This window comes from Pseudomonas sp. NBRC 111130 (assembly GCF_001320485.1).
Classification (GTDB): domain Bacteria; phylum Pseudomonadota; class Gammaproteobacteria; order Pseudomonadales; family Pseudomonadaceae; genus Aquipseudomonas; species Aquipseudomonas vlassakiae.
The window spans coordinates 25,694-49,094 of sequence record NZ_BCBG01000019.1; the positions used below are offsets into that span (position 1 = coordinate 25,694).

Annotated in this window: 21 protein-coding genes; 14 read left to right on the plus strand and 7 right to left on the minus strand. The window is 62.6% G+C overall.

The window, feature by feature from the left end; translation table 11 throughout:
- Positions 1-6 precede the first annotated feature (6 nt).
- Positions 7-2,394 carry a PAS domain S-box protein gene (locus APH33_RS11275; RefSeq protein ID WP_054885210.1) on the minus strand — a complete coding sequence of 796 codons (2,388 nt, stop codon included), beginning with the start codon at positions 2,392-2,394 and terminating at the stop codon, positions 7-9.
- A 95-nt stretch (positions 2,395-2,489) separates the two neighbouring features.
- On the opposite strand from APH33_RS11275, the gene APH33_RS11280 reads away from it, so the two are divergent.
- On the plus strand, positions 2,490-3,488 hold the full coding sequence (locus tag APH33_RS11280; protein WP_054885211.1) for an alpha/beta hydrolase family protein: 999 nt from the start codon (positions 2,490-2,492) through the stop codon (positions 3,486-3,488).
- Positions 3,489-3,519: 31 nt separating this feature from the next.
- Here the strand turns inward: APH33_RS11280 and APH33_RS11285 are convergent, their stop codons facing one another.
- The 3 genes from APH33_RS11285 to APH33_RS11295 are packed head-to-tail and all read right to left on the minus strand — an operon-like array spanning position 3,520 to position 5,973.
- The gene (locus APH33_RS11285; RefSeq protein ID WP_054885212.1) at positions 3,520-4,284 is read right to left on the minus strand and encodes a TerB family tellurite resistance protein; all 765 of its coding nucleotides are present in this window, start codon (positions 4,282-4,284) and stop codon (positions 3,520-3,522) included.
- Between the two features lies 1 nt (position 4,285).
- Positions 4,286-4,957: an N-acetylmuramate alpha-1-phosphate uridylyltransferase MurU gene (murU, locus tag APH33_RS11290; protein WP_054885213.1), complete on the minus strand. Its 672-nt coding sequence runs from the start codon at positions 4,955-4,957 to the stop codon at positions 4,286-4,288.
- Positions 4,954-5,973 carry an aminoglycoside phosphotransferase family protein gene (locus APH33_RS11295; RefSeq protein ID WP_054885214.1) on the minus strand — a complete coding sequence of 340 codons (1,020 nt, stop codon included), beginning with the start codon at positions 5,971-5,973 and terminating at the stop codon, positions 4,954-4,956. The genes murU and APH33_RS11295 overlap by 4 nt, the downstream gene beginning before the upstream one ends.
- 130 nt (positions 5,974-6,103) lie before the next feature.
- On the opposite strand from APH33_RS11295, the gene APH33_RS11300 reads away from it, so the two are divergent.
- From APH33_RS11300 to APH33_RS11350, 11 genes are all read left to right on the plus strand, one after another.
- On the plus strand, positions 6,104-8,908 hold the full coding sequence (locus APH33_RS11300; RefSeq protein ID WP_054885215.1) for an LPS-assembly protein LptD: 2,805 nt from the start codon (positions 6,104-6,106) through the stop codon (positions 8,906-8,908).
- Entirely contained in the window at positions 8,889-10,208 is a 1,320-nt protein-coding gene (locus tag APH33_RS11305; RefSeq protein ID WP_054885216.1) for a peptidylprolyl isomerase, read from the plus strand. The genes APH33_RS11300 and APH33_RS11305 overlap by 20 nt, the downstream gene beginning before the upstream one ends.
- Positions 10,205-11,194: a 4-hydroxythreonine-4-phosphate dehydrogenase PdxA gene (gene pdxA / locus APH33_RS11310; RefSeq protein ID WP_054885217.1), complete on the plus strand. Its 990-nt coding sequence runs from the start codon at positions 10,205-10,207 to the stop codon at positions 11,192-11,194. Before APH33_RS11305 ends, pdxA begins: the two co-directional genes overlap by 4 nt.
- Positions 11,191-11,991, plus strand: a complete 801-nt coding sequence (rsmA, locus tag APH33_RS11315) for a 16S rRNA (adenine(1518)-N(6)/adenine(1519)-N(6))-dimethyltransferase RsmA (protein ID WP_054885218.1) — start codon at positions 11,191-11,193, stop codon at positions 11,989-11,991. The genes pdxA and rsmA overlap by 4 nt, the downstream gene beginning before the upstream one ends.
- 206 nt (positions 11,992-12,197) lie before the next feature.
- On the plus strand, positions 12,198-12,578 hold the full coding sequence (apaG, locus tag APH33_RS11320; protein ID WP_054885219.1) for a Co2+/Mg2+ efflux protein ApaG: 381 nt from the start codon (positions 12,198-12,200) through the stop codon (positions 12,576-12,578).
- Positions 12,578-13,444 carry a symmetrical bis(5'-nucleosyl)-tetraphosphatase gene (locus APH33_RS11325; protein WP_054885220.1) on the plus strand — a complete coding sequence of 289 codons (867 nt, stop codon included), beginning with the start codon at positions 12,578-12,580 and terminating at the stop codon, positions 13,442-13,444. Before apaG ends, APH33_RS11325 begins: the two co-directional genes overlap by 1 nt.
- A 13-nt stretch (positions 13,445-13,457) precedes the next feature.
- Positions 13,458-13,787 (plus strand): thiosulfate sulfurtransferase GlpE, encoded by a 330-nt coding sequence (gene glpE, locus APH33_RS11330; protein WP_054885221.1) that lies wholly within the window; start codon positions 13,458-13,460, stop codon positions 13,785-13,787.
- A 283-nt stretch (positions 13,788-14,070) separates the two neighbouring features.
- Positions 14,071-15,993 (plus strand): PrkA family serine protein kinase, encoded by a 1,923-nt coding sequence (locus APH33_RS11335; RefSeq protein ID WP_054885222.1) that lies wholly within the window; start codon positions 14,071-14,073, stop codon positions 15,991-15,993.
- A 141-nt stretch (positions 15,994-16,134) separates the two neighbouring features.
- Positions 16,135-17,406, plus strand: coding sequence for a YeaH/YhbH family protein (locus APH33_RS11340; RefSeq protein ID WP_054885223.1), 1,272 nt, complete (start codon positions 16,135-16,137; stop codon positions 17,404-17,406).
- The gene (locus APH33_RS11345; protein WP_054885224.1) at positions 17,403-18,971 is read left to right on the plus strand and encodes a SpoVR family protein; all 1,569 of its coding nucleotides are present in this window, start codon (positions 17,403-17,405) and stop codon (positions 18,969-18,971) included. The genes APH33_RS11340 and APH33_RS11345 overlap by 4 nt, the downstream gene beginning before the upstream one ends.
- A 54-nt stretch (positions 18,972-19,025) precedes the next feature.
- Complete coding sequence (locus APH33_RS11350; RefSeq protein WP_054885225.1) at positions 19,026-20,120, plus strand: multifunctional CCA addition/repair protein; 1,095 nt, start codon at positions 19,026-19,028, stop codon at positions 20,118-20,120.
- Between the two features lie 109 nt (positions 20,121-20,229).
- Here the strand turns inward: APH33_RS11350 and folK are convergent, their stop codons facing one another.
- Together folK and folB are read right to left on the minus strand one after the other, a co-directional pair.
- On the minus strand, positions 20,230-20,739 hold the full coding sequence (gene folK, locus APH33_RS11355) for a 2-amino-4-hydroxy-6-hydroxymethyldihydropteridine diphosphokinase (RefSeq protein WP_054885226.1): 510 nt from the start codon (positions 20,737-20,739) through the stop codon (positions 20,230-20,232).
- Positions 20,730-21,086, minus strand: coding sequence for a dihydroneopterin aldolase (gene folB, locus APH33_RS11360; protein ID WP_009682799.1), 357 nt, complete (start codon positions 21,084-21,086; stop codon positions 20,730-20,732). Before folB ends, folK begins: the two co-directional genes overlap by 10 nt.
- A 74-nt stretch (positions 21,087-21,160) precedes the next feature.
- Here folB and plsY point away from each other — a divergent pair, with 74 nt between their 5' ends.
- Positions 21,161-21,730: a glycerol-3-phosphate 1-O-acyltransferase PlsY gene (gene plsY / locus APH33_RS11365; protein WP_054885227.1), complete on the plus strand. Its 570-nt coding sequence runs from the start codon at positions 21,161-21,163 to the stop codon at positions 21,728-21,730.
- A 15-nt stretch (positions 21,731-21,745) separates the two neighbouring features.
- On the opposite strand, the gene tsaD is transcribed toward plsY, so the two are convergent.
- Positions 21,746-22,771 carry a tRNA (adenosine(37)-N6)-threonylcarbamoyltransferase complex transferase subunit TsaD gene (tsaD, locus tag APH33_RS11370; protein ID WP_054885228.1) on the minus strand — a complete coding sequence of 342 codons (1,026 nt, stop codon included), beginning with the start codon at positions 22,769-22,771 and terminating at the stop codon, positions 21,746-21,748.
- Positions 22,772-22,975: 204 nt separating this feature from the next.
- On the opposite strand from tsaD, the gene rpsU reads away from it, so the two are divergent.
- Positions 22,976-23,191, plus strand: coding sequence for a 30S ribosomal protein S21 (gene rpsU / locus APH33_RS11375; RefSeq protein WP_003255575.1), 216 nt, complete (start codon positions 22,976-22,978; stop codon positions 23,189-23,191).
- Positions 23,192-23,401 lie beyond the last annotated feature (210 nt).

The window sequence follows — 23,401 nt, forward strand, 5'->3', positions numbered from 1 at the left end:
GCTCTCCTACTCCAAGGGAATGGTCACGCTCAGGCTGGTGCCTTCGCCTGGTTCACTGTCCAGCGCCATGCTGCCGCCGAGCATCAGCACCCGCTCACGTACGCCGACCAGGCCGAACGAGGCAGGTCTGGGCTGGTCCCGACGGAACCCGGTGCCATCGTCGCTGACGGTCATGCGCAGCTGCCCGTCCTCCCGCACCAGCTCGATCTCCACACTGTGCGCCTGCGCGTGGCGCATCACGTTGGTCAACGCCTCCTGCAGGATGCGGAACAGGCCGATGGCCTTGGCATCGCTCAATGCTGGCAGATTATCCGGCACCTGCACCAGACAGGGTATCTGTGTGCGCGCTTCGAAGCGCCGCGCCTGCCATTCGATGGCCGAGGCAATGCCAGCGTCGAGGATCGGTGGACGCAGCGCGGTGGCTACGTCGCGCACCAACTGGAACAGCTGGGCGATCAGGCGCTTCATGCTGCCCAGGCGCTCGTGCAGCCCAGGATCCAGGTCGGCAAAGGCCAGCTCGCACATCGACACTTCCAGCTTGAGCACGGTCAGCATCTGCCCCAGCTCGTCGTGAACTTCACGGGCGATGCGGGCCTTTTCTTCTTCGCGCACGCTCTCCAGGTGCGCCGACAGTTCGCGCAGCTGTTCCTGCGACTGGGCCAGCGCCAGCTCGGCGCGCTTGCCTTGGGTAATGTCCCAGACGATACCGTCCCAGGCCACCCGGCCATTGGGCAGGCGTCGGGCACTGGCCTTGATGTCGGCCCAGCGTTGCTCACCCTGACGGGTGAGGATGCGCCCCTGCCACGACCAGTCCTGATCGCTGGCAATGGCCAGGTCCTGCACCTGGTGATAGTCGGCCCGGTCGTCCGGATGAACGAGATTGCGCAAGCCCATCAACGGGTGCTGGATCTGCGCAGGCGTGTAACCCACCAGTGCCTCGCTGCCTTCGCTGATGTAGGGAAATTCCGGCTCGCCTTCGGCCGGCGCCGGTTCAAGGCGGAACACCAGGCCCGGCACGTTGCCTGCGATACCCTTGAGCCGCGCCTCGCTTTCGCGCAACGCCGCCAGGGCGCGATGGCGCTCGGTGACATCGGCGAGGTACACCACCAGGTATTCGGCATCGCGAAAACGCAGGAAACTGAGCGACAGCTCCACCGGGAGCAAGCTGCCATCAGCGCGCCGGCATTGGGTTTCGAATTGCCGGGCACCGCCGTCGCCGGCGCGTGCCCCCTTCCACAGTTCCAGCCAGCGGTCCATGCTCAGGTTCGGCTCGAAGTCGCTCAGCGGGCGCTCCAGCAACTCAGCCTCGGCATAGCCGAGCATGGCCTCCACTGCATGGTTGGCGTAGCGCACATGGCTGTCCCAATTGACCCAGAGAATGCCCACCGTACTCTGGTCGATAGCGAACTGGCTAAGGCGCAGTGCCTCTTCGCGGCCCTGCCGCTCGGTCAGGCTTTCCCGCGTGGCCAGCAGACTGCGCTCCAGCTGACGTTGCTGCCGACGCTGCCACACCAGGGTGGCCACGGTACACAGCAGCAACATGCCGAACAGCAACGCCAGGTTCTGCCAGAAGCCCGGCGACTCGCTCAAGCGCGGGTACTTAGGCTGCAACCAACGCTGGTGAAGTTGCTCCAGCGCCTTGGCAGGCATGGCCTGCAGCCCGCGTTCGAGCACATCGGCGAGCATTGGCCAGTCGCGCCGGGAGCCCACCCGCAATAACTGGGGCAAACCTATATCACCCACCACTACCAGCTCGGCGAACTCATTTTCGCGTGACAACCGACTTAGCTGAGCCTCATCCAGCACCGCGTAACTGGCCTGGCCGCCGACCACCCATTGCAACGCCTCACGTTCGCTGGGCACGCCTTGCACGTTCAGGCCGCTGTAATTACCGCGCAGATAGTCGGCTAGAACGCTGGGCATGCGCACTGCGACGCGGGTTTGCGCATCGAGCTTTTCCAGCTCTACCGACATTGCCCCTGTCCGCGCTCCCACCACCAGTTGGGGGACCCGCATGTAAGGGTCGCTGAACAGCCACAGGCGCAAGCTGGCCGGGGTTTGCGTCAGCCCTGGGGCAAAATCGATTTCTCCCGCCTGCAAGGCATGTTCAAGGCTGGCCTGGTCAGTGAAGTTGCGCCAGGTCAGGTCCAGGCCCAACGCTTGTCCCAACCAGTTCACCAGCTCGACGTTGGCGCCGTAAAGCTGTTGCAGACGCCGGTCGAACTGGGCGTAGGGCGCCTGCAGCACCAGACCGACACGCAAGCTGCGATGGCTTTCGAGCCATTGCTGCTGTGCAGGCTCCAAGGTCACCGCTGGCGACACCTGCGGCCGTGCCAACGCGATCAAGGGCAGGCACAACCAGCCGATAACCAACAGGCGACGCAATCGCTTCATCTACACGCTCGTCTTGGCAAGGGCGGCCATGCAGCATGGCCGCCGCGGGCAAATACTATTAGGCTGCCGGTATCATTCTGGCCTTGGGTTGATTCATGTCCACACTTTATCGCACGACGCTGGCAATGTGCTGCCTGGCCTCGCTCCTACCACTCGCCGCCCTGGCCGCCGATGCGGCCACGCCAGAGGCTGCAACCGAGGCGCCCTCCGCCGCGGCGCCACGCCCACCGCTGCTGGAGCGCAGCCAGGAGGGCGCGCAAGCCCTGGAGCGCCTGGTACCAAAAGCCGAACAACAGACCCTGCAGGCCGGAGCGGACAGCTTCCTGGCCCTTTGGAAACCGGCCAACCTCGCTGATCCGCAAGGTGCCGTGATCATCGTGCCTGGCGCTGGCGAGAATGCCGACTGGCCCAATGCAGTCGGGCCGCTGCGGCGCAAGTTCCCGGATATCGGCTGGCACAGCCTGAGCGTGAGCCTGCCCGACCTGCTCGCCGACGCCCCGCAGGCGCGGGTAGAGGCCAAGCCGGCGCCAGCGCCTGAGCAGAAGACAGGCGAAAGCGCACCGGCCAAGGACACCCCTGCCGACGCCAACGCCAACGTCGCCCAGGCCACGGCCGCCGACGCCGAGACCGCAGAAAGCACCGACGCCGAGCAAGCCAGCGAACAGAACGACGTGGCCGACGCTGAACGCATCTTCGCCCGCCTGGATGCTGCCGTAGCCTATGCGCAACAGCACAATTCGCGCAGCATCGTGCTGATCGGTCACGGCAGCGGCGCCTATTGGGCAGCGCGCTACCTGAGCGAGAAGCAACCGCCGCAGGTGCAGAAACTGGTGATGGTGGCGGCGCAGACGCCGGCGCGGGTCGAGCACGATCTGGAAAGCCTGACGCCAACCCTCAAGGTGCCGACGGCCGACCTCTACTACGCCACCCGTACCGGCGACCGCAATGCCGCCGCGCTGCGCTTGCAGGCCAGCAAGCGGCAGAAGGACAGCCAGTACAAGCAGCTCTCGCTGATTGCCATGCCGGCGAACAAGGACGGCGAGCAGGAGCAGCTGTTCCGCCGGGTTCGAGGCTGGATGAGCCCGCAACAGTAGTGTGAATGGCCAGGGGCGCTGTGCGCCCCTGCTAGAACCCCTGCCGCTTGCGCACGATGGCATAGGCCTGGTGCAGTTCGCGGGTCCGCTCGGTCGCTTCGCGCACTTGCGCCTCGCTTGCTCCGCTGCCCGCCAGCTTGTCCGGATGATGCTTGCTGACCAGGCGCCGGTAAGCCTGCTTGACCTGGTCCCCTTCAGTGTCGGCCTCGATGCCCAGCAAGCGCAGTGCTGCCGCATAGTTCATAGCCGCCGCTGACGCCGGCACCTTGCGCGGCTCGTACTCCAGCGACATTGCCTGTACCTGGCGACGGCTCAGGCCCAGCTTTTGCCCCCACTCCAGTAACAGCTCGCGCTCATGGCGCCCGGCCTTACCGTCGGCCCAGGCCATGCGCCAGCAGGCACGGAGGGTACCCTCGGCAGCATGCGGCTGCAGCCGGATCCGGCGCAGGTGGCCCGACAGCCGGTCTTTGCCCGCCTTGCCCCGGTTGAACGCGGCGATGGCCCGCAACCGCGCCGCCTCGGGCATGTCCAGGCGGACCATTTCCTGCCGCGCCTGCTGAATGTGCTGCTCGGCCACACGACCATCACTCTTGGCCAGCCGCCCGAGCAAGACGAACAGCAACTCATCGTCTTGCAGGACCGGGCGAGCACCCAGGCGCTCGCACATGTCGTCCCAACCCTGCAAGCGCAGGCGCCGGTCCATCGCCTGGCCCAGCAAGGCACCGAGCAGCGCCCCGGGGATACTGGCGACCGCGAAGCCTGCGCCCAACCCGATTACCGTGCCTGGCCACCACATATCAGGCGCGCTCGCCGATCAAGCGCTCGGCCTCGGCCAAGCGCTCAAGGGTACCGACATCCACCCAAAGGCCACGGTAATGCTCGCCACTCACCTGGCCCGACGCCATCGCCTGACGCAACAACGGCGCCAACTTGAAGGCCCCCGCCTGGCAGCCTTCGAACAGCGCCGGGTGCAGCACCGAGAGTCCGCTGAACGTCAGCGTACCGGGGGCGTCGTCACCATCGATCACCCGATCCTCGCGCAGACGGAAGTCGCCACGCCCGTGATGCCCTGGGTTGTCGACCAGCACCAGGTGCGCCAGCCCACGCAGCGGCGTGCGCAGTTGCGTGAAGTCGTAGTCGGTCCAGACATCGCCGTTGATCAGGGCAAAGGGCTCGCTCCCCAGCAACGGCAGGGCTTTGAAGATTCCGCCGCCGGTTTCCAGCGGCTCCCCTTCGGCCGAGTAACGGATGCTCAGGCCGAACCGGCCACCATCGCCCAGATGATCTTCGATCTGCTGGCCAAGCCAGGCGTGGTTGATCACCACCTCGGTAAACCCGGCCGCCGCCAGCGCGCGCAGGTGATATTCGATCAGTGGCTGACCCGCGACTGGCACCAGCGGTTTGGGGGTATGCAGGGTCAGCGGGCGCATGCGCTCGCCTTTGCCTGCTGCAAGAATCATCGCCTTCATGCATGCGCTCCGGCTTGCAACTCGGCAATCAGCTGGCCCAGTTCGGCAAGCTCCGGGCGACGGCTGACCACTTCATCTATATAGGCGAAGAATCGCGGGACGTCGGCCAGATAACGCGGTTTTCCGTCACGATGGCAGATTCGCGCGAAGATACCGATCACCTTGAGGTGGCGCTGCACGCCCATCAGGTCACTGGCACGCTGGAAATCGCCGAATACCGGCTGCACCGGAATACCGGCGGCTCGCGCCTGGTCCCAGTAGCTACGCAACCAGACTTCGACCTGCGCCTGCGGCCAGCTGAGGAAAGCGTCCTTGAACAGACAGGTGATGTCGTAGGTGACCGGGCCATAGACTGCGTCCTGGAAGTCCAGCACGCCTGGGTTCGGGGTGCTTTGCATCAGGTTGCGCGGCATGTAGTCACGGTGCACCAGCACCTTGGGCTGGGCCAGGGCGCTGTCGATCAGCAGTTGGCTGATACGCTGCCAGCTGGCTTTCTGCGCTTGCGTGAAGGCCAGGCCAAGCTCACGGCCTACGTACCACTCCGGGAACAGTTCGACTTCACGGCGCAGCAAGGCGTCATCGTAGCTGGGCAATGGCGCGTCCATTGGCAGACGCTGGAAGGCCAGCAGGGCGTCAATCGCATCGGCAAACAGGCCATCGGCATTGTCGGCCTGAATGATGTCCAGGTATGTCTGATGGCCCATGTCACCCAGCAACAGGAAGCCGCGCTCCAGGTCCTGCGCATGGATCTGCGGCACATGCACGCCTGCACTGGCCAGCAGATGGTCAATGGCGACGAATGGTCGGCAGTTTTCCTGCGGAGGCGGCGCGTCCATGATCACGAAACTGTGGCCCGCCCCCTGCCAGCGGAAGTAACGGCGGAAGCTGGCGTCGCTGCTGGCGGCGGTCAGGCTGCCCTCGGGCACCTCGCCCCAGGCGTTGTCGCGGAAAAGTCGATCGAGCTGCTCATGGAGCCAGACAGTCAGTTGTTGCAGGCGTACATCGTGTTCAGGCATTACAAGGGTCTCCGACGGCCCTAGCCGTCAAGCGGGTCATGCTTTATTATCCAGCATCTTTTTCAGACCATCGAGAGGCGTGCGGCCCCACACGCGGGCAGATGGCACGCAGGAAGCCCGGACTAATAAGATGGCATTGAAATCCCCCGCGTTTCGTAGAAAGTTTCCGTTGCTGGTAACCGGCGGTCTGCTGGCCATGCAACCTCTTGCCACCTCCTATGTGGTGGCTGCCGAGCAGTTCGACTGCCAAGTGTCCGCCTCCGGTGGTTGGGACTGCAAGCCCAAGACCCCAGCCAACAACCTGCCTCCGCGCCCGGTGCACGAAGGTGCTGCGCTCACGTCCGGCACCGAAGCCGAGTCGGCCGAGGCCGAGAGCGCCGACAAGCCGATGCTGGTCACCGAGGCCAAGGGCCGTGGCCTGAAGTCGCGCAGCGAAGATTACAGCCACCTCGACTGGGTTCCACGCGAGAAGCTCACTGCCGCCCAGCTGGCCGAAACCGGCCCGTATTGTGGCGGTGCGTACATCGAGCCGACCCGCCCGGGCATGGCCGACTCCACGCCGAAGGACGAGTCGCCGACCTACATCAACGCCAAGGTCTCCAAGTACCAGCAGGAGCAGCAGATCGCTACCCTCGCGGGTGACGTGGTCATGCGCCAGGGCAGCATGCAGGCCGAAGCCGACGAAGCCAACCTGTACCAGGCCGAGAACCGTGGCGAGCTCAAGGGCAACGTCAAGATCCGCGACAACGGCTCGCTGGTCGTCGGTGACCAGGCAGAGATCCAGCTCGACACCGGCGAAGCCCAGGTCGACAACGCCGAATACGTGATGCACAAGTCGCACATCCGCGGCAACGCCCTGTACGCCAAGCGTGGCGAAAACGCCATCATCCGCCTCAAGGACGGTACGTACACCACGTGCGAACCGGGCAGCAACGCCTGGCAGCTGAAGGGCAACAACATCACCCTGAACCCGGCGACCGGTTTCGGTACCGCGACCAACGTCACCCTGCGGGTCAAAGATTTCCCGGTGTTCTACACACCGTACATCTACTTCCCGATCGACGACCGTCGCCAGTCCGGCTTCCTGCCGCCGTCGTTCAGCAGCACCAGCGACACCGGCTTCATGCTGGTCACGCCTTACTACTTCAACCTGGCGCCCAACTATGACGCCACGTTGTACCCGCGCTACATGACCAAGCGCGGCCTGCTGATGGAAGGCGAGTTCCGCTACCTGACCAAGTCCAGCGAAGGCCAGTTCGGCGGCGGCTACCTCAACGACGAGGACGACGATCGCAAGCTGCAGACGGACTACAAGAAAGAACGCTGGATGATCAACTGGCAGCACAAGGGTGGCTTGGACGAGCGCCTGATGACTGAAGTTGATTACACCGACATCAGCGATCCGTTCTACTTCCAGGACCTGGAAACCGACCAGATTGGCGTCAAGAGCCGGGACGTGGTCAACCAGCAAGGTGCCCTGACCTGGCGTGGCGACACCTACACCGCCCGCCTGAATGCGCAAGCGTACGAGATGGCGACCCTGTCGCAGATTACGCCGTACGACAAGCTGCCGCAGATCACCCTCAACGGTGCACTGCCGTTCCATCCGGGCGGTCTGGACATGGGTTACGAAACCGAAGCAGTACGCTTCGACCGTAACCTCAAGAACGACACGGTGTTCGACAAGGACGGCAACCTCGACACCACCGCCGGTCCCGATGGCCGCCGCCTGGACCAGAACATCAGTGGCATTGCACGGGCCAACGGCACGCGCCTGAATGTTGCGCCGTCGATCAGCCTGCCGATGCAAGCCAGCTATGGTTACATCACGCCCAAGCTGAAATATGCCTACACGCACTATGACCTCGATCTGGACAGCCAAGGCCAGGCCCAAGCCATTGCGCAATCGGCCAACCCGGCATACGGCAGCTACAACAGCACGCTGAACCGTGATATTCCGATCGCTTCGGTCGACAGCGGCCTGTATTTCGACCGCAACACCTCGCTGTTCGGTACCAACTACCGGCAGACCCTCGAACCGCGCATGTACTACCTCTACGTCCCGTACAAGGACCAGAAGGACATCCCGCTGTTCGACACGGGTGAAACCCTGTTCAGCTACGACTCGCTGTTCCGCGACAACCGCTTCTCCGGCACCGACCGTATCGGTGACGAGAACAAGCTGTCGCTGGGTGTGACCACCCGCTGGATCGAGGACAACGGCTTCGAGCGCCAGAACTTCAGCATCGGCCAGGCCTACTACTTCAAGGACCGCAAGGTCCAGCTGCCCGGCATCGACTACCGTACCCGCAAGGACTCGCAGTCGGATGTGTCGCCATACGCGTTGCTGTACAACTACTACTTCAACCGCGACTGGCGCTTCAATTCGGACTTCAACTGGGACCCGGACAGCCGCAGCACCCGCTCGGGCAGCGCGATGTTCCACTACCAGCCTGAAGACAACCCGAACAAGGTGGTCAACTTCGGTTATCGCTACCGCAATGACACCATCGCTTACGATTCCACCACCGGTACCTGGAAAGTGGGCGGCGGCGACTATGGCACGCCGGGCGACCCGAACTTCATCAAGGATTACTACAAGATCCAGCAGCACGACTTCTCGGTGATCTGGCCGCTCGTGCCGCAATGGAGCGTGATCGCCCGCTGGCAGCATGACTACAACCGCAACCGTACCCTGGAAGCCATGGGTGGCTTCGAGTACGACAACTGCTGCTGGAAGCTGCGCCTGATCAACCGTTACTGGATCGACTCCGACGACTTTAGCCAGGCTACCCCGACAAACGAAAAGGGTGACCACGGCATCTTCCTGCAAATCGTCCTGAAAGGCCTCGGCGGCGTAGTGGGCAACAAGGTGGAATCGTTCCTCGACCAAGGCATTCAAGGTTACCGTACACGTGAAGACCAAGCTTATTGATCGACTGCGCCCGGTATTGCTGGGCGCTGCATTGCTGAGTGGCGCGGTGCATGCCGCGGTACAACCTCTGGACCGCGTGGTAGCCATCGTCGACAACGACGTGGTCATGCAAAGCCAGCTGGACCAGCGCGTCCACGAGGTGCAGCAGACCATCGCCAAGCGCGGCGGTGGCGTACCACCGACCGGCGCACTGGAGCAGCAGGTACTGGAACGCCTGATCGTCGAGAACCTGCAGCTGCAGATTGGCGAACGTTCGGGGATCCGCATCACCGACGAAGAACTGAACCAGGCCATCGGTACCATTGCCCAGCGCAATGGCATGTCCCTGGAGCAGTTCCGCGCCGCCCTCGCCCATGACGGCTTGTCGTTCGACGACGCCCGTGAGCAGGTCAAGCGCGAGATGATCATCAGCCGCGTGCGTCAGCGTCGCGTTGCCGAGCGCATCCAGGTGTCCGAGCAGGAAGTGAAGAACTTCCTCGCCTCGGACATGGGCAAGATGCAGATGTCGGAAGAGTACCGCCTGGCCAACATCCTCATCCCGACCCCGGAAGCCGCCAACTCGGACGACATCCAGAAAGCTGCACGCAAGGTCGGCGAGCTGTACCAGCAACTGCGCCAGGGCGCCGACTTCGGCCAGGTGGCGATTGCCAACTCGGCCAGCGAAAACGCCCTGGAAGGTGGCGAAATGGGCTGGCGTAAAGCGGCCCAGCTGCCACCGGACTTCGCCAAGATGCTCAGCAGCATGGCAGTCGGCGACATCACCCAGCCAATCCGCATCCCCAACGGCTTCATCCTTCTCAAGCTCGAAGAGAAGCGCGGTGGCGGCGAGAACGTGCTGCGTGACGAAGTGCATGTCCGTCATATCCTGATCAAGCCGAGCGAAATCCGCAGCGAAGCAGCCACCAAGCAGCTGGCCGAGCGCCTGTACGAGCGTATCCAGAACGGCGAAGATTTCGGCGAACTGGCGAAGAGCTTCTCGGAAGACCCAGGTTCGGCACTCAACGGCGGCGATCTCAACTGGGTCGACCCGAACAGCCTGGTGCCTGAGTTCCGCGAGCAGATGGCCGATGCCCAGCAAGGCGTGGTGACCAAGCCATTCAAGACCCAGTACGGCTGGCACGTCCTGGAAGTGCTGGGCCGTCGCGCTACCGACAGCACCGAACAGGCGCGTGAGCAACAGGCCATGAACGTGCTGCGCAACCGCAAGTACGACGAAGAGCTGCAGACCTGGCTGCGCCAGATCCGCGACGAAGCCTACGTTGAAATCAAGCTGCCTGGCGCTGACCAGGCCGCGAAGTGAAGCCCCTGCGCTTCGCCGTCACTCCCGGCGAACCAGCCGGCATAGGCCCTGACCTGTGCCTGCTGCTCGCCGCCGACGCCCAGCCCCATCCCCTGATTGCCATCACCAGCCGTGACCTGCTCGCCGAGCGGGCCACGCAGCTGGGGCTGGCGGTCAACCTGCTAGCGGTAGCGCCAGGCCAATGGCCTGACCAGCCTGCGCCTGCCGGTAGCCTGTACGTATGGGATACACCCTTGGCTGCGCCCGTGGTGGCGGGCCAGCTGAACAAGGCCAACGCGGCGTTCGTGCTGGAAACGCTGACCCGTGCCGGCCAAGGTTGCCTTGATGGGCAATTCGCCGGGATGATCACCGCGCCAGTGCACAAGGGCGTGATCAACGAAAGCGGTATCGCCTTCTCCGGCCATACCGAATTTCTTGCCGACCTGACCCGCACCGCCCAGGTGGTGATGCTGCTGGCCACCCGTGGCCTGCGCGTTGCCCTGGTGACCACGCACCTGCCGCTGCGGGACATTGCCGACGCCATCACTGCCGAACGTGTGGAGCGGGTTACCCGCATCCTGCACGCCGACATGCGCGACAAGTTCGGCATCGCCAACCCGCGCATCCTGGTCTGCGGCCTCAACCCGCATGCCGGAGAAGGCGGCCATCTTGGCCGCGAAGAAATCGACATCATCGAGCCGACGCTGGCCCGCCTGCGCACTGAAGGCATGGACCTGCGCGGCCCACTGCCGGCCGATACCCTGTTTACCCCCAAATATCTGGAGCACTGCGATGCAGTGCTGGCGATGTACCACGACCAGGGCCTGCCCGTACTCAAGTACAAAGGCTTTGGCGCAGCCGTCAACGTGACCTTGGGCCTGCCGATCATCCGCACATCGGTCGACCACGGCACTGCCCTGGACCTCGCCGGTAGCGGCAAGGTCGACACCGGCAGCCTGCGCGTAGCCCTGGAAACCGCCTACCAGATGGCCGAGAACCGACCATGAACGAGCAATACCAACACCGGGCACGCAAGCGCTTCGGCCAGAACTTCCTGCACGATGCAGGCATCATCGACCGCATCCTGCGCGCCATCAACGCCAAGGCCGGCGAACACCTGCTGGAAATCGGCCCGGGCCAGGGCGCCCTGACCGAAGGCTTGCTGGGCAGTGGCGCTCAGCTGGACGTTGTCGAGCTGGACAAGGACCTGGTCCCGATCCTGCAGCACAAGTTCGCTGGCCGCGATAATTTCCGCCTGCACCAGGGCGATGCGTTGAAGTTCGACTTCAACCAGCTGGGTGTGCCACCACGCAGCCTGAAGGTGGTCGGCAACCTGCCGTACAACATCTCTACCCCGTTGATCTTCCACCTGCTCAGCCATGCCGGACTGATCCGTGACATGCACTTCATGCTGCAGAAGGAAGTGGTCGAGCGCATGGCTGCCGGCCCAGGCGGGGGTGACTGGGGTCGCCTGTCGATCATGGTCCAGTACCACTGCCGCGTGGAACACCTGTTCAACGTCGGCCCAGGCGCGTTCAACCCGCCGCCGAAGGTCGACTCGGCAATCGTGCGCCTGGTGCCGCACGAAGTGCTGCCGCACCCGGCCAAGGATGCACGGTTGCTGGAGCAGGTGGTGCGTGAAGCGTTCAACCAGCGTCGCAAGACCCTGCGCAACACCATGAAAGGCCTGCTCGACAGCGCCGCAATCGAGGCCGCTGGCGTGGATGGCAGCCTGCGCCCTGAACAGCTCGACCTGGCGGCGTTCGTGCGCCTGGCCGATCAGCTGGCCGACCAGCAAGCCTGATTCAGCCTGCACCGGCCCTTTCGCGGGTGAACCCGCTCCCACAGGAATTGCGCAACCCCAGGAGCCTGTGCGGTCCCTGTGGGAGCGGGTTTACCCGCGAAGGGGCCGGCACTGACAGCACACCCTCCAAGCCCCTACACCGCTGGCCCTCCACCCTGCCAATGGCCTAGACTGCATTATTGCGTCAGTTCGCCCAAGGCCCTTGCATGTCCGACCCTCGCTATCAGATCGACGTCAGCGTCGTGACCCGTTACCTGAAAGACCAATCCGACCCCGAAAGCAGTCGCTTCGCCTTCGCCTACACCATCACCGTGCAGAACAACGGCCTGGTCAAAGCCAAGCTGCTGTCACGCCACTGGCTGATCACCAACGGTGATGGCGAAGTCGAGGAAGTGCGCGGTGCCGGCGTGGTCGGCCAGCAGCCGACCATCGAACCTGGCCAGAGCCACACCTACAGCAGTGGCGCGGTGATCAGCACACGCGTCGGCACCATGCAGGGCAGCTACGAGATGTTCGCCGAAGACGGCAAGCGCTTCGAAGCCGACATCGCACCCTTCCGCCTCGCGGTTCCTGGAGCGCTGCACTGATGGCTACCTACGCCGTCGGAGACCTGCAAGGCTGCCTTGGTCCGCTCAAGTGCCTGCTCGCGCGGGTCAACTTCAACCCCGCGGTCGACCGCCTCTGGCTGGTCGGCGACCTGGTCAACCGCGGCCCCGAGTCGCTGGAAACCCTGCGCTACCTCTACTCGATCCGCCAGTCACTGGTGTGCGTGCTGGGCAACCATGATCTGCACCTGCTGGCTGCCTGGCAAAATGTCGAGCGTTTGAAGAAGAGCGACACCCTGCGCGAGGTCATCGAGGCGCCGGACGCCGATCAGTTGTTCGACTGGCTGCGCCAGCAGAAGCTGCTGCATTACGACGAGCCCCGCGGCGTCGCCCTGGTTCATGCCGGCATCCCGCCACAGTGGACCCTTGGCCAGGCCCTGAAGCTCGCTGCGGAAGTCGAAGAAGTGCTGCGCGACGACGGCCGACTGAAGCTGTATCTGGATGGCATGTACGGCAATGAGCCGAACAAGTGGAGCAAACACCTCACCGGTATCGAGCGCCTGCGGGTCATCACCAATTACCTTACGCGCATGCGCTTCTGCACCCCCGCAGGCAAGCTCGACCTCAAGAGCAAAGAAGGCCTGGGCACCGCACCCAAGGGCTACAAACCCTGGTATGCCCACAAAGACCGCCGCTCCCGCCACGTGACGATCATTTTCGGCCACTGGGCTGCACTCCAGGGCCAGGTCGATGAGCCTGGCATCATCGCTCTGGACACCGGCTGCGTGTGGGGGGGCGCCATGACCCTGTACAACGTTGACAGCGGTGAATACCACCGCTGCGACTGCACCGACGACGGCAATGTCCGACTGCCTGCACAACCCACTACACTGAACGATCAATCCTGAAGAGAGCCGTACCATGAGCGAATTCAAGCGCATCCCTCCCGAGCAGGCCCTGGCACTGCGCGCACAAGGTGCGGTAGTCGTCGACATTCGCGACCCGCAAGCCTTTGCCGCCGGTCACATCACCGGTGCCAAGCATCTGGATAACCACTCGGTCGCCGAGTTCATCCGCAATGCCGACCTGGATGCCCCGACCCTGGTGGTCTGCTACCACGGTAACTCCAGCCAGAGCGCAGCGGCCTACCTGGTCGGCCAAGGTTTCTCCGAGGTGTACAGCGTCGATGGCGGCTTCGAACTATGGCGCGCCACCTACCCGGCAGAGACCGCTCAAGGCGCTGCCGAATAATTTTTTCATATTTACTGCAGCCCGCGCCCCACGCGGGCTCGCAGCCCACCTGACGAACGGTCGTTCGTAACTTCTGCACTGCGCGCCCTTGACCTTGCGGATAACCAACTATTCTTAAGCGCAGGCCATCCAAAAAAAGGGGAGAGCCGGTACACCGGCGTGCGGGTCATCGGTAGCGTTTCAGGGTGTTCTGGGGGGTATACAGCAATCGGCGAACCCGGTTGCATGCCAGCATCAGCTGACTGATCCGGCGTCGTCTCCACGTATCGAGCGAGGTGACGTCATGAGCATTTTTAGCCACTTCCAACAACGCTTCGAGTCTACGCGCCAGGAAGAACTCTCGCTGCAGGAGTACCTCGAGCTGTGCAAAGAGGATCGCAGTGCCTACGCATCGGCGGCTGAACGGCTGTTGCTGGCCATCGGTGAGCCAGAACTGATCGACACCTCAACCAACTCCAGGCTGTCGCGAATCTTTTCCAACAAGGTCATTCGCCGGTATCCGGCCTTTGCCGACTTCCATGGCATGGAAGAGTGCATCGACCAGATCGTTTCGTACTTCCGCCATGCCGCCCAAGGCCTGGAAGAGAAGAAGCAGATCCTCTATCTGCTGGGCCCGGTAGGCGGCGGTAAATCGTCGCTGGCCGAGAAACTCAAGCAGTTGATGGAAAAGGTGCCCTTCTACGCAATCAAGGGCTCGCCAGTGTTCGAGTCCCCCTTGGGCTTGTTCAATGCCACCGAAGACGGGGCCATTCTCGAGGAGGAGTACGGCATCTCGCGGCGCTACCTGAACACCATCATGTCGCCTTGGGCCACCAAGCGCCTGCAGGAGTTCGGCGGTGACATCAGCAAGTTCAGGGTAGTGAAGCTGTACCCCTCGATCCTTAACCAGATCGCCATCGCCAAGACCGAGCCGGGCGACGAGAACAACCAGGACATCTCCGCCCTGGTCGGCAAGGTCGATATCCGCAAGCTCGAGGAATTCCCGCAGAACGACGCCGATGCCTACAGCTATTCGGGCGCTCTGTGCCGGGCCAACCAGGGCCTGATGGAATTCGTCGAAATGTTCAAGGCGCCGATCAAGGTCCTGCACCCCTTGCTCACCGCCACCCAGGAAGGCAACTACAACAGTACCGAAGGCCTTGGGGCCATTCCCTACACCGGTATCCTGCTGGCCCACTCCAACGAATCGGAGTGGCACACCTTCCGTAACAACAAGAACAACGAGGCGTTCATCGACCGGATCTACATCGTCAAGGTGCCGTACTGCCTGCGGGTCAGCGATGAGATCAAGATCTACGACAAGCTGCTGATCAACAGCTCGCTGGCCAAGGCCCATTGCGCGCCAGACACGCTGAAGATGCTCGCCCAGTTCACCGTGCTCTCACGCCTGAAGGAGCCGGAAAACTCCAACATTTATTCGAAGATGCGCGTCTACGACGGCGAAAACCTCAAGGACACCGACCCGAAAGCCAAGTCGATCCAGGAGTACCGCGATGCGGCGGGCGTCGACGAAGGCATGAACGGCCTGTCGACCCGCTTCGCCTTCAAGATTCTCTCCAAGGTGTTCAACTTCGATCCACATGAAGTGGCAGCCAACCCGGTGCACCTGCTGTACGTGCTGGAACAGCAAATCGAGCAGGAACAGTTCCCGGCCGAAGTACGCGAGCGTTACCTGCGCTACCTGAAGGAGTACCTGGCACCGCGCTACATCGAGTTCATCGGCAAGGAAATCCAGACGGCCTACCTCGAGTCCTACAGCGAATACGGTCAGAACATCTTCGACCGCTACGTGCTGTACGCCGACTTCTGGATCCAGGACCAGGAATACCGCGATCCGGAAACCGGCGAGATCCTCAACCGCATCGCCCTCAACGAAGAACTGGAAAAGATCGAGAAACCGGCAGGCATCAGCAATCCGAAGGACTTCCGCAACGAGATCGTCAACTTCGTGCTGCGTGCCCGCGCCAACAACAATGGCAAGAACCCGAGCTGGCTCAGCTATGAGAAGCTACGGGTGGTGATCGAGAAGAAAATGTTCTCCAACACCGAGGACCTGCTGCCGGTCATCAGCTTCAACGCCAAGGCCAGCAAGGAGGACCAACAGAAGCACAACGACTTCGTCACGCGGATGGTGGAACGTGGCTACACCGACAAACAGGTTCGCCTGCTCTCGGAATGGTACCTACGGGTCAGGAAATCGCAATAAAGCGGCAAGCTACAAGCCGCTCGCTTCAAGCTGCCCAGCGCCGAGCGCAAGCCCGGCGCCGTAGCGTGAAGCAGCGGTGGCTGCTGATTCCAGCAGTCTGAAGCTTGTGGCTTGCAGCTGCTCCCAGCTACCGGAGGGACCATGAGCTACGTTATCGACCGACGCCTGAACGGCAAGAACAAGAGCACGGTCAACCGCCAGCGCTTCCTGCGGCGTTACCGTGAACACATCAAGAAGGCCGTCGAAGAGGCCGTGAGCCGCCGTTCCATCATGGACATGGAACATGGCGAACAGATCAGCATTCCGGGACGGGACATCGATGAACCTGTGCTGCACCATGGCCGGGGCGGCAAGCAGACCATCGTGCACCCAGGCAACAAGGAGTTCACCGCTGGCGAGCATATCCCTCGGCCACAAGGCGGCGGGGGCGGCGGTGGCCGCGGCAAGGCCGGCAACTCCGGCGAGGGGATGGATGACTTCGTCTTCCAGATCACCCAGGAAGAGTTTCTCGAATTCATGTTCGAAGACCTCGAACTGCCCAACCTGGTCAAACGCCACCTGACCGGCGCCGACACCTTCAAGACCGTGCGTGCTGGCATCGCCAACGAGGGCAACCCGTCACGCATCAACATCGTCCGTACCCTGCGCTCGGCGCATGCCCGGCGCATCGCCCTGACCGGCAGCAGCCGTGCGCTGCTGCGCGAAGCACAGAAGGAACTGGACCGGCTGAAAATCGAAGAACCCGACAACTTCACCGATATCCAGGAAGTCGAACAGGAAATCGAACGGCTCAAGGCACGCATCAACCGCCTGCCCTTCCTCGACACGTTCGACCTCAAGTACAACCTGCTGGTCAAGCAACCCAATCCCAGTTCCAAGGCGGTGATGTTCTGCCTGATGGACGTGTCCGGCTCGATGACTCAGGCCACCAAGGATATCGCCAAACGCTTTTTCATCCTGCTGTACCTGTTCCTCAAGCGAAACTACGACCGGATCGAGGTGGTGTTCATCCGCCACCACACCAGCGCCCGCGAAGTCGACGAGGAAGAATTCTTCTATTCCCGGGAAACTGGCGGCACCATCGTCTCCAGTGCGCTGAAGATGATGCAGGAAATCATGGCTGAACGTTACCCGGCCGCCGACTGGAACATCTATGCCGCCCAGGCGTCCGACGGCGACAACTGGAACGACGACTCGCCGATCTGCCGCGAGATCCTGTCCAAGCAGATCATGCCGCATGTGCAGTACTACACTTACGTTGAGATCACCCCCCGTGAGCACCAGGCGTTGTGGTACGAGTACGAGCGAATCGGCGAAGCCTTCACCGACACATTCGCCCAGCAGCAGTTGGTATCGGCCGGCGATATCTACCCGGTCTTCCGTGAACTCTTCCAGCGCAGGTTAGCCACATGACCGCCAGAGCACAGAGACGCCAACCCATTTCCACCGGGTCCGAGTGGACGTTCGAACTGATCCAGACCTACGATCGGGAAATCAGTCGGCTGGCCGAGCGTTACGCCCTGGACACCTACCCCAACCAGATCGAGGTGATCACTGCCGAGCAGATGATGGATGCCTACGCGTCCGTCGGCATGCCGCTGGGTTACCACCATTGGTCCTACGGCAAGCAGTTCCTCAGTACCGAGAAGTCCTACAGCCGGGGCCAGATGGGTCTGGCGTATGAGATCGTGATCAATTCCGATCCGTGCATCGCCTACCTGATGGAAGAGAACACCATGTGCATGCAGGCACTGGTGATTGCCCACGCCTGCTATGGCCACAACAGCTTCTTCAAAGGCAATTACCTGTTCCGCACCTGGACCGACGCCACATCGATCATCGATTACCTTGTGTTCGCCAAGCAGTACATCGCCCAGTGCGAGGAACGCCACGGCATCGACGCCGTGGAGGACCTGATCGACTCCTGCCATGCGCTGATGAACTACGGCGTGGACCGCTACAAGCGCCCCTATCCGATCTCCGCTGAGGAAGAACGTCGGCGTCAGAAAGACCGGGAAGAGCACCTGCAGCGGCAGATCAACGACCTGTGGCGCACGATTCCAAAGAGTGCGGACAAAGGCGGTGACCGCGACGATGCCCGCTTCCCCTCCGAGCCGCAGGAAAACATCCTCTACTTCATCGAGAAGAACGCTCCGCTGCTCGAACCCTGGCAGCGCGAGGTGGTGCGCATCGTGCGCAAGATCGCCCAGTACTTCTACCCACAGCGCCAGACCCAGGTGATGAATGAAGGTTGGGCCACCTTCTGGCACTACACCCTGATGAATGACCTGTACGACGAAGGCCTGATCACTGAAGGCTTCATGATCGAGTTCCTGCAGTCCCACACCAGCGTGGTGTTCCAGCCCGGTTTCGACAGCCCGTACTACAGCGGCATCAACCCGTATGCACTGGGCTTTGCCATGTACACCGACATCCGCCGCATGTGCGAAAACCCGACGGAGGAAGATCGCCACTGGTTCCCCGACATTGCCGGCAGTGACTGGCTTTCTACCATCAAGTTCGCCATGAGCAGCTTCAAGGACGAGAGCTTCATCCTGCAGTACCTGTCACCCAAGGTGATGCGTGACCTGAAACTGTTCAGCATCCTCGATGATGACCAGCGCGACGACCTGCTGGTACCGGCCATCCATGACGAGGCGGGTTACCGGATAATTCGTGAGCAACTGGCTGCCCAGTACAACCTGGGCAACCGCGAGCCCAACGTGCAGATCTGGAGCATCGACCGCCGCGGCGATCGCTCGCTGACCTTGCGCCACCAGCAGCACAACCGCAAACCGCTGGGCGATTCCACCGAGGAAGTGCTCAAGCATCTGCACCGCTTGTGGGGCTTCGATATCCACCTGGAGACAGTACAGGGCGACCAGGTGATCAAGACCCATCACATGCCACCGCGCGGGGAACATGCCGAGAGCGGCGATTACGGGCGCATGGACCTCGCCGTCATCCACCACCTCTGATGCACCGCCATTACTGCCAACAGGTTATCCTGTGGGCAGTAATGGAGGCTGCACATGCACATCTACAAAGTCGGCGGCGCAGTACGCGACCGCCTGCTCGGGCTCCCGGTCAGTGATATCGACTGGCTGGTGGTTGGCGCCACGGTCGAGGAAATGCATGCCCTGGGCTTCCGCCCGGTCGGCGCTGATTTCCCGGTGTTCCTGCATCCAGAGACCGGCGAGGAATATGCCCTCGCACGCACAGAGCGCAAGAGCGGACGCGGTTACGGCGGGTTCACCTTTCACGCCAGCCCGGACGTTACGCTGGAGGAAGACCTGATCCGCCGCGACCTGACCATCAATGCGATGGCCGAGGATGAACAGGGCGTGGTCTTCGACCCTTACCATGGCCAGGCCGACCTTGCACAACGCATTCTGCGCCACGTTTCCCCTGCATTCGCCGAAGATCCCCTACGTGTGTTACGTGTTGCCCGCTTTGCCGCACGTTACGCCCCCTTGGGCTTCAAGGTCGCCGATGAAACACTGGCGCTGATGCGCCAGATCGCCGAATCTGGCGAATTGCAGGCGCTGACAGCCGAACGTAGCTGGAAAGAGATCGAACGGGCGCTGATGGAAAGTCAGCCGCAAGTGTTCATCCAGGTATTGCAGGCCTGTGGCGCATTGAACGAGTTGATGCCTGAGCTGGAACAGCCTGCGCACGTACTGGGCGCCCTTCGCCGGGCGGCAGAGCGCCAGCAGCCGCTGGCTGTGCGCTGGGCGTGCTTGCTGCGAGGGCTGGAGCCAATGGCGATCAAATCACTCAATCAGCGTTTCAAGGCGCCGCGTGAATGCCAGGAACTGGCCGTGCTGGTGGGTGAGTTTGCCGGGCGGGCTGACAACGCGTTGCAATTAACGCCTGCAAAATTGCTGGAAATGCTGCAGAAATTCGACGTTTATCGACGACCGCAGCGTTTAGAGGATTTCATTGCCGCGTGTGAAATGGCCACCTGTGAAGGTTATCCACAGGGTAATTATCTGCGCGGGGCGGCAGCCGCAGCCCGGGCAGTGGATGTGAAGCCACTGGTGGAAGCCGGGCTGACCGGGCAAGGCCTGGGCGAGGCCCTCAACGGTGAGCGGCTAAAAGCGCTCGAGGCTTACAAGCCGGGCTGACCACACCGGCCCTTTCGCGGCTAAAGCCGCTCCCACAGGGATCGCATCAGACCAAAGCTTATGGGGTCACTGCGGGAGCGGCTTTAGCCGCGAAAGGGCCGTTACAGGCTCACGCCTGGGTCAGCTGCACGCCCCGCCATTCGAAAGCGACAGGTGCCAACACCTGGTCGATCCGCGCCTCCTGCCACAGCTGCGCCATGCTTTTGCCCGCACCTGGATGTACAAGCTCCGGCGCCAGCAACGACAAAGGCCACAGCACGAAGGCATTCTTCAGGATCTCCGCCCGAGGCAGCACCAGCCCATCGAACGTGCCATGCAGGTCGTCATACAGGAGTACATCGATATCCAGCGGCAGGCCCTTGCGATCCGGAGCATAGCGACCATTGTCCGCCTCGATGAACTTGAGCCGGCGATCCAGCTCCATCAGCGGCAGATCGGTCTTGCCGGTGACCACGAAGTTGATGAACGGCCCGCTCTTGATCCCCACAGCCTGGCTCTCGAACGCCGGGGAACATTGCATGTCGCTGAGAATGGCCGCCAGCGCATCGAGCCCCGCACACAGGTGCTGGTGGCGATCGATGTTGCTGCCAAGGCCCAGGTAAACGGTGTTCAGAGACATCCGCGCTCGATCTCCACGCCAACACCGCCGCGGGCGGCGGGAACGGCCCCCGGCTTGGTCAGCTTCAACCGCACCCAAGGAATGTGGAACTCTTCCATCAGCGCGGCCACCAGGCGCTCGGCGAAGGTTTCCACCAATTCGAAGCGCGCCTGCTCGGCAAATGCCTGGATCCGCGCCGACACGCTGGCATAGTCGAGTGCCAGGTTCAGGTCATCACCGGCGGCTGCCGGGCGGTTATCCCAGGCAAAACTCAGGTCCAGGCGCAGGCACTGGCGAATATCCCGCTCCCAGTCATAGGCGCCGATGACGGTATCGACTTCCAGGCCTTCGATGAACACTCTGTCCAAGCACTTCTCTCCACAGCACGACAAGGGCGACTGGCGCCGTTAGAATCAGGGCGTCCTCGCCCGGAATAGTTAGCATGTTTTGGTTACTGGCGTTGCTCGCCTACCTGCTCGGCTCGCTGTCCTTCGCCATCGTCCTAAGCCGCCTTTCGGGCAGCCCGGACCCTCGTTCCAGCGGTTCGGGCAATGCCGGCGCCACCAACATGCTACGCCTGGCGGGCCGTAAACTGGCGATCCTGACCCTGCTCGGCGACCTGTGCAAGGGGCTGTTGCCGGTTTTGCTCGCCCGCGCTGCCGGCCTTGGCCTGCAAGAGCAAGCCTGGGTCGGCGTGTGCGCAGTGCTCGGCCACCTGTTCCCGCTGTATTTCCGCTTCCGCGGCGGCAAAGGCGTCGCCACTGCCGCAGGCATGCTCATGGGCCTGTATTTCCCAGCCGCACTGCTGGCCATCGGCGCTTGGCTGTTGACCTTCTATCTCACTCGCACCAGCTCGCTGGCGGCGCTTGTGGCAACCCCGCTGACCTTGCCACTTCTGGCTTGGCGAGAGCCGGAGGCGCTGCTGCCGATCGCCGTGCTGACAGTGATGATCGTCTGGCGCCACCGCAACAACCTGCGCGACTTGTTTGCCGGGCGCGAAAGGCATTTCTGACGCGCCCGCACGCCATCACAGCGGCGGCAGCTGCTCCATGGGCCAGCGTGCCTGCACGCTGATGGCCAAGTCCTGCTTCTGCCCGGCCAACAGACGCTGGCAACCGGCATAGGCGATCATCGCACCGTTATCAGTGCAGAACTGTGGTCGCGCGTAGTACACGTTGCCCTTGAGGCCGGCCAGCATGTCTTCCAGGGAGGCGCGCAAGGCCTTGTTGGCGCTCACGCCACCCGCGATGACCAGGCGCTTGAGGCCAGTCTGCTTGAGGGCCCGCTTGCACTTGATGGTCAGAGTCTCCACCACCGCCTGCTGGAAAGCCAGGGACAGGTCGCAACGGGTTTGCTCGTTGTCGTCGCCAGCATTCTTGCATTGCTGCCAGGTGTTCAGGGCGAAAGTCTTGAGGCCACTGAAGCTGAACTCAAGACCCGGCCGATCGGTCATCGGCCGCGGGAACACGAAGCGCCCAGGCACACCCCGCTCGGCCAGGCGCGCGATTTCCGGCCCCCCCGGGTAGTTGAGGCCGATCAGCTTGGCGGTCTTGTCGAACGCTTCGCCGGCAGCATCGTCGAGGCTCTCGCCCAGCAGCTCGTACTGGCCGATGCCATCCACCCGCACCAGCTGGGTATGGCCGCCGGAAACCAGCAAAGCGACGAACGGAAACTCGGGAGGGTTTTCCTCCAGCATCGGCGCCAACAGGTGGCCTTCCATATGATGCACACCGATCGCCGGGATATCCCAGGCGAAAGCCAGGGCCTGGGCGCACGAGGCGCCGACCAACAGCGCACCGACCAGGCCAGGGCCGGCAGTGTAGGCAATGGCGTCGATCTCGGTGGCGACGCAGCCAGCTTCCTCCAGCACCTGGCGGATGAGCGGCAGCATGCGCTTGACGTGGTCACGCGAGGCAAGCTCGGGCACCACGCCACCGAACACGCGGTGCAGGTCGATCTGACTGAACAGCGCGTCGGCTAACAAACCGCGCTCGCTGTCGTATAATGCGACGCCGGTTTCGTCGCAGGATGTTTCCAATCCCAGTACTAGCATGGGCTCGTCCCTTGTGGGGGCTGAATTCGAAGCCGCGCATGATAGTCCCCGTGCCGGGTGCCGACCAGCGGTTTTCGATCAGAGGCTTTGCATTCCGGCGTACTAAGGGTTAACATCCGCAACCCTTGAAAACCGACGTTCTCCAGCACACCTTTGTTTTGCCAGGAGCACGTCTACCCCGGTAATGAATTAAGGTAGCCCTGGATGCCAGCCGTCAAAGTTAAAGAGAACGAACCCTTCGACGTAGCTCTGCGTCGTTTCAAGCGCTCCTGCGAAAAAGCCGGTGTACTGGCTGAAGTTCGTAGCCGCGAGTTTTACGAGAAGCCGACCGCCGAGCGTAAGCGCAAAGCAGCTGCAGCTGTTAAGCGTCACGCCAAGAAAGTTCAGCGCGAACAGCGCCGCGCCGTTCGCCTGTACTAATACAGACGTTCTACGCAAGAGCTTCTGCCCTGCCCGGCTCGCTGCCGGGCCGATGGCAGCGGTTTGTTTGGCCTTGAGCAGCTAGCCCAAGGTGCCTGCAGCAACTTGCAGCGGGCAAATGGTTTCAAAGCGTCAGATCTGGTTTCGGCCAGTCGTGCACGTCCTGACTGACGAGCCCCCGGCAAGCCGGAGGCTGGCGACGAGCACACA

Excerpts from the sequence above, each read along its gene's own strand:
- apaG (WP_054885219.1), top strand. The coding sequence starts at position 12,198 with ATGTCCGACCCTCGCTATCAGATCGACGTCAGCGTCGTGACCCGTTAC.
- folK (WP_054885226.1), bottom strand. The coding sequence starts at position 20,739 with ATGTCTCTGAACACCGTTTACCTGGGCCTTGGCAGCAACATCGATCGC.
- APH33_RS11345 (WP_054885224.1), top strand. The coding sequence starts at position 17,403 with ATGACCGCCAGAGCACAGAGACGCCAACCCATTTCCACCGGGTCCGAG.
- APH33_RS11350 (WP_054885225.1), top strand. The coding sequence starts at position 19,026 with ATGCACATCTACAAAGTCGGCGGCGCAGTACGCGACCGCCTGCTCGGG.
- glpE (WP_054885221.1), top strand. The coding sequence starts at position 13,458 with ATGAGCGAATTCAAGCGCATCCCTCCCGAGCAGGCCCTGGCACTGCGC.
- tsaD (WP_054885228.1), bottom strand. The coding sequence starts at position 22,771 with ATGCTAGTACTGGGATTGGAAACATCCTGCGACGAAACCGGCGTCGCA.
- APH33_RS11280 (WP_054885211.1), top strand. The coding sequence starts at position 2,490 with ATGTCCACACTTTATCGCACGACGCTGGCAATGTGCTGCCTGGCCTCG.
- murU (WP_054885213.1), bottom strand. The coding sequence starts at position 4,957 with ATGAAGGCGATGATTCTTGCAGCAGGCAAAGGCGAGCGCATGCGCCCG.
- plsY (WP_054885227.1), top strand. The coding sequence starts at position 21,161 with ATGTTTTGGTTACTGGCGTTGCTCGCCTACCTGCTCGGCTCGCTGTCC.
- APH33_RS11275 (WP_054885210.1), bottom strand. The coding sequence starts at position 2,394 with ATGAAGCGATTGCGTCGCCTGTTGGTTATCGGCTGGTTGTGCCTGCCC.
- APH33_RS11325 (WP_054885220.1), top strand. The coding sequence starts at position 12,578 with ATGGCTACCTACGCCGTCGGAGACCTGCAAGGCTGCCTTGGTCCGCTC.
- APH33_RS11295 (WP_054885214.1), bottom strand. The coding sequence starts at position 5,973 with ATGCCTGAACACGATGTACGCCTGCAACAACTGACTGTCTGGCTCCAT.
- APH33_RS11335 (WP_054885222.1), top strand. The coding sequence starts at position 14,071 with ATGAGCATTTTTAGCCACTTCCAACAACGCTTCGAGTCTACGCGCCAG.
- APH33_RS11285 (WP_054885212.1), bottom strand. The coding sequence starts at position 4,284 with ATGTGGTGGCCAGGCACGGTAATCGGGTTGGGCGCAGGCTTCGCGGTC.
- APH33_RS11300 (WP_054885215.1), top strand. The coding sequence starts at position 6,104 with ATGGCATTGAAATCCCCCGCGTTTCGTAGAAAGTTTCCGTTGCTGGTA.
- APH33_RS11340 (WP_054885223.1), top strand. The coding sequence starts at position 16,135 with ATGAGCTACGTTATCGACCGACGCCTGAACGGCAAGAACAAGAGCACG.
- rsmA (WP_054885218.1), top strand. The coding sequence starts at position 11,191 with ATGAACGAGCAATACCAACACCGGGCACGCAAGCGCTTCGGCCAGAAC.
- rpsU (WP_003255575.1), top strand. The coding sequence starts at position 22,976 with ATGCCAGCCGTCAAAGTTAAAGAGAACGAACCCTTCGACGTAGCTCTG.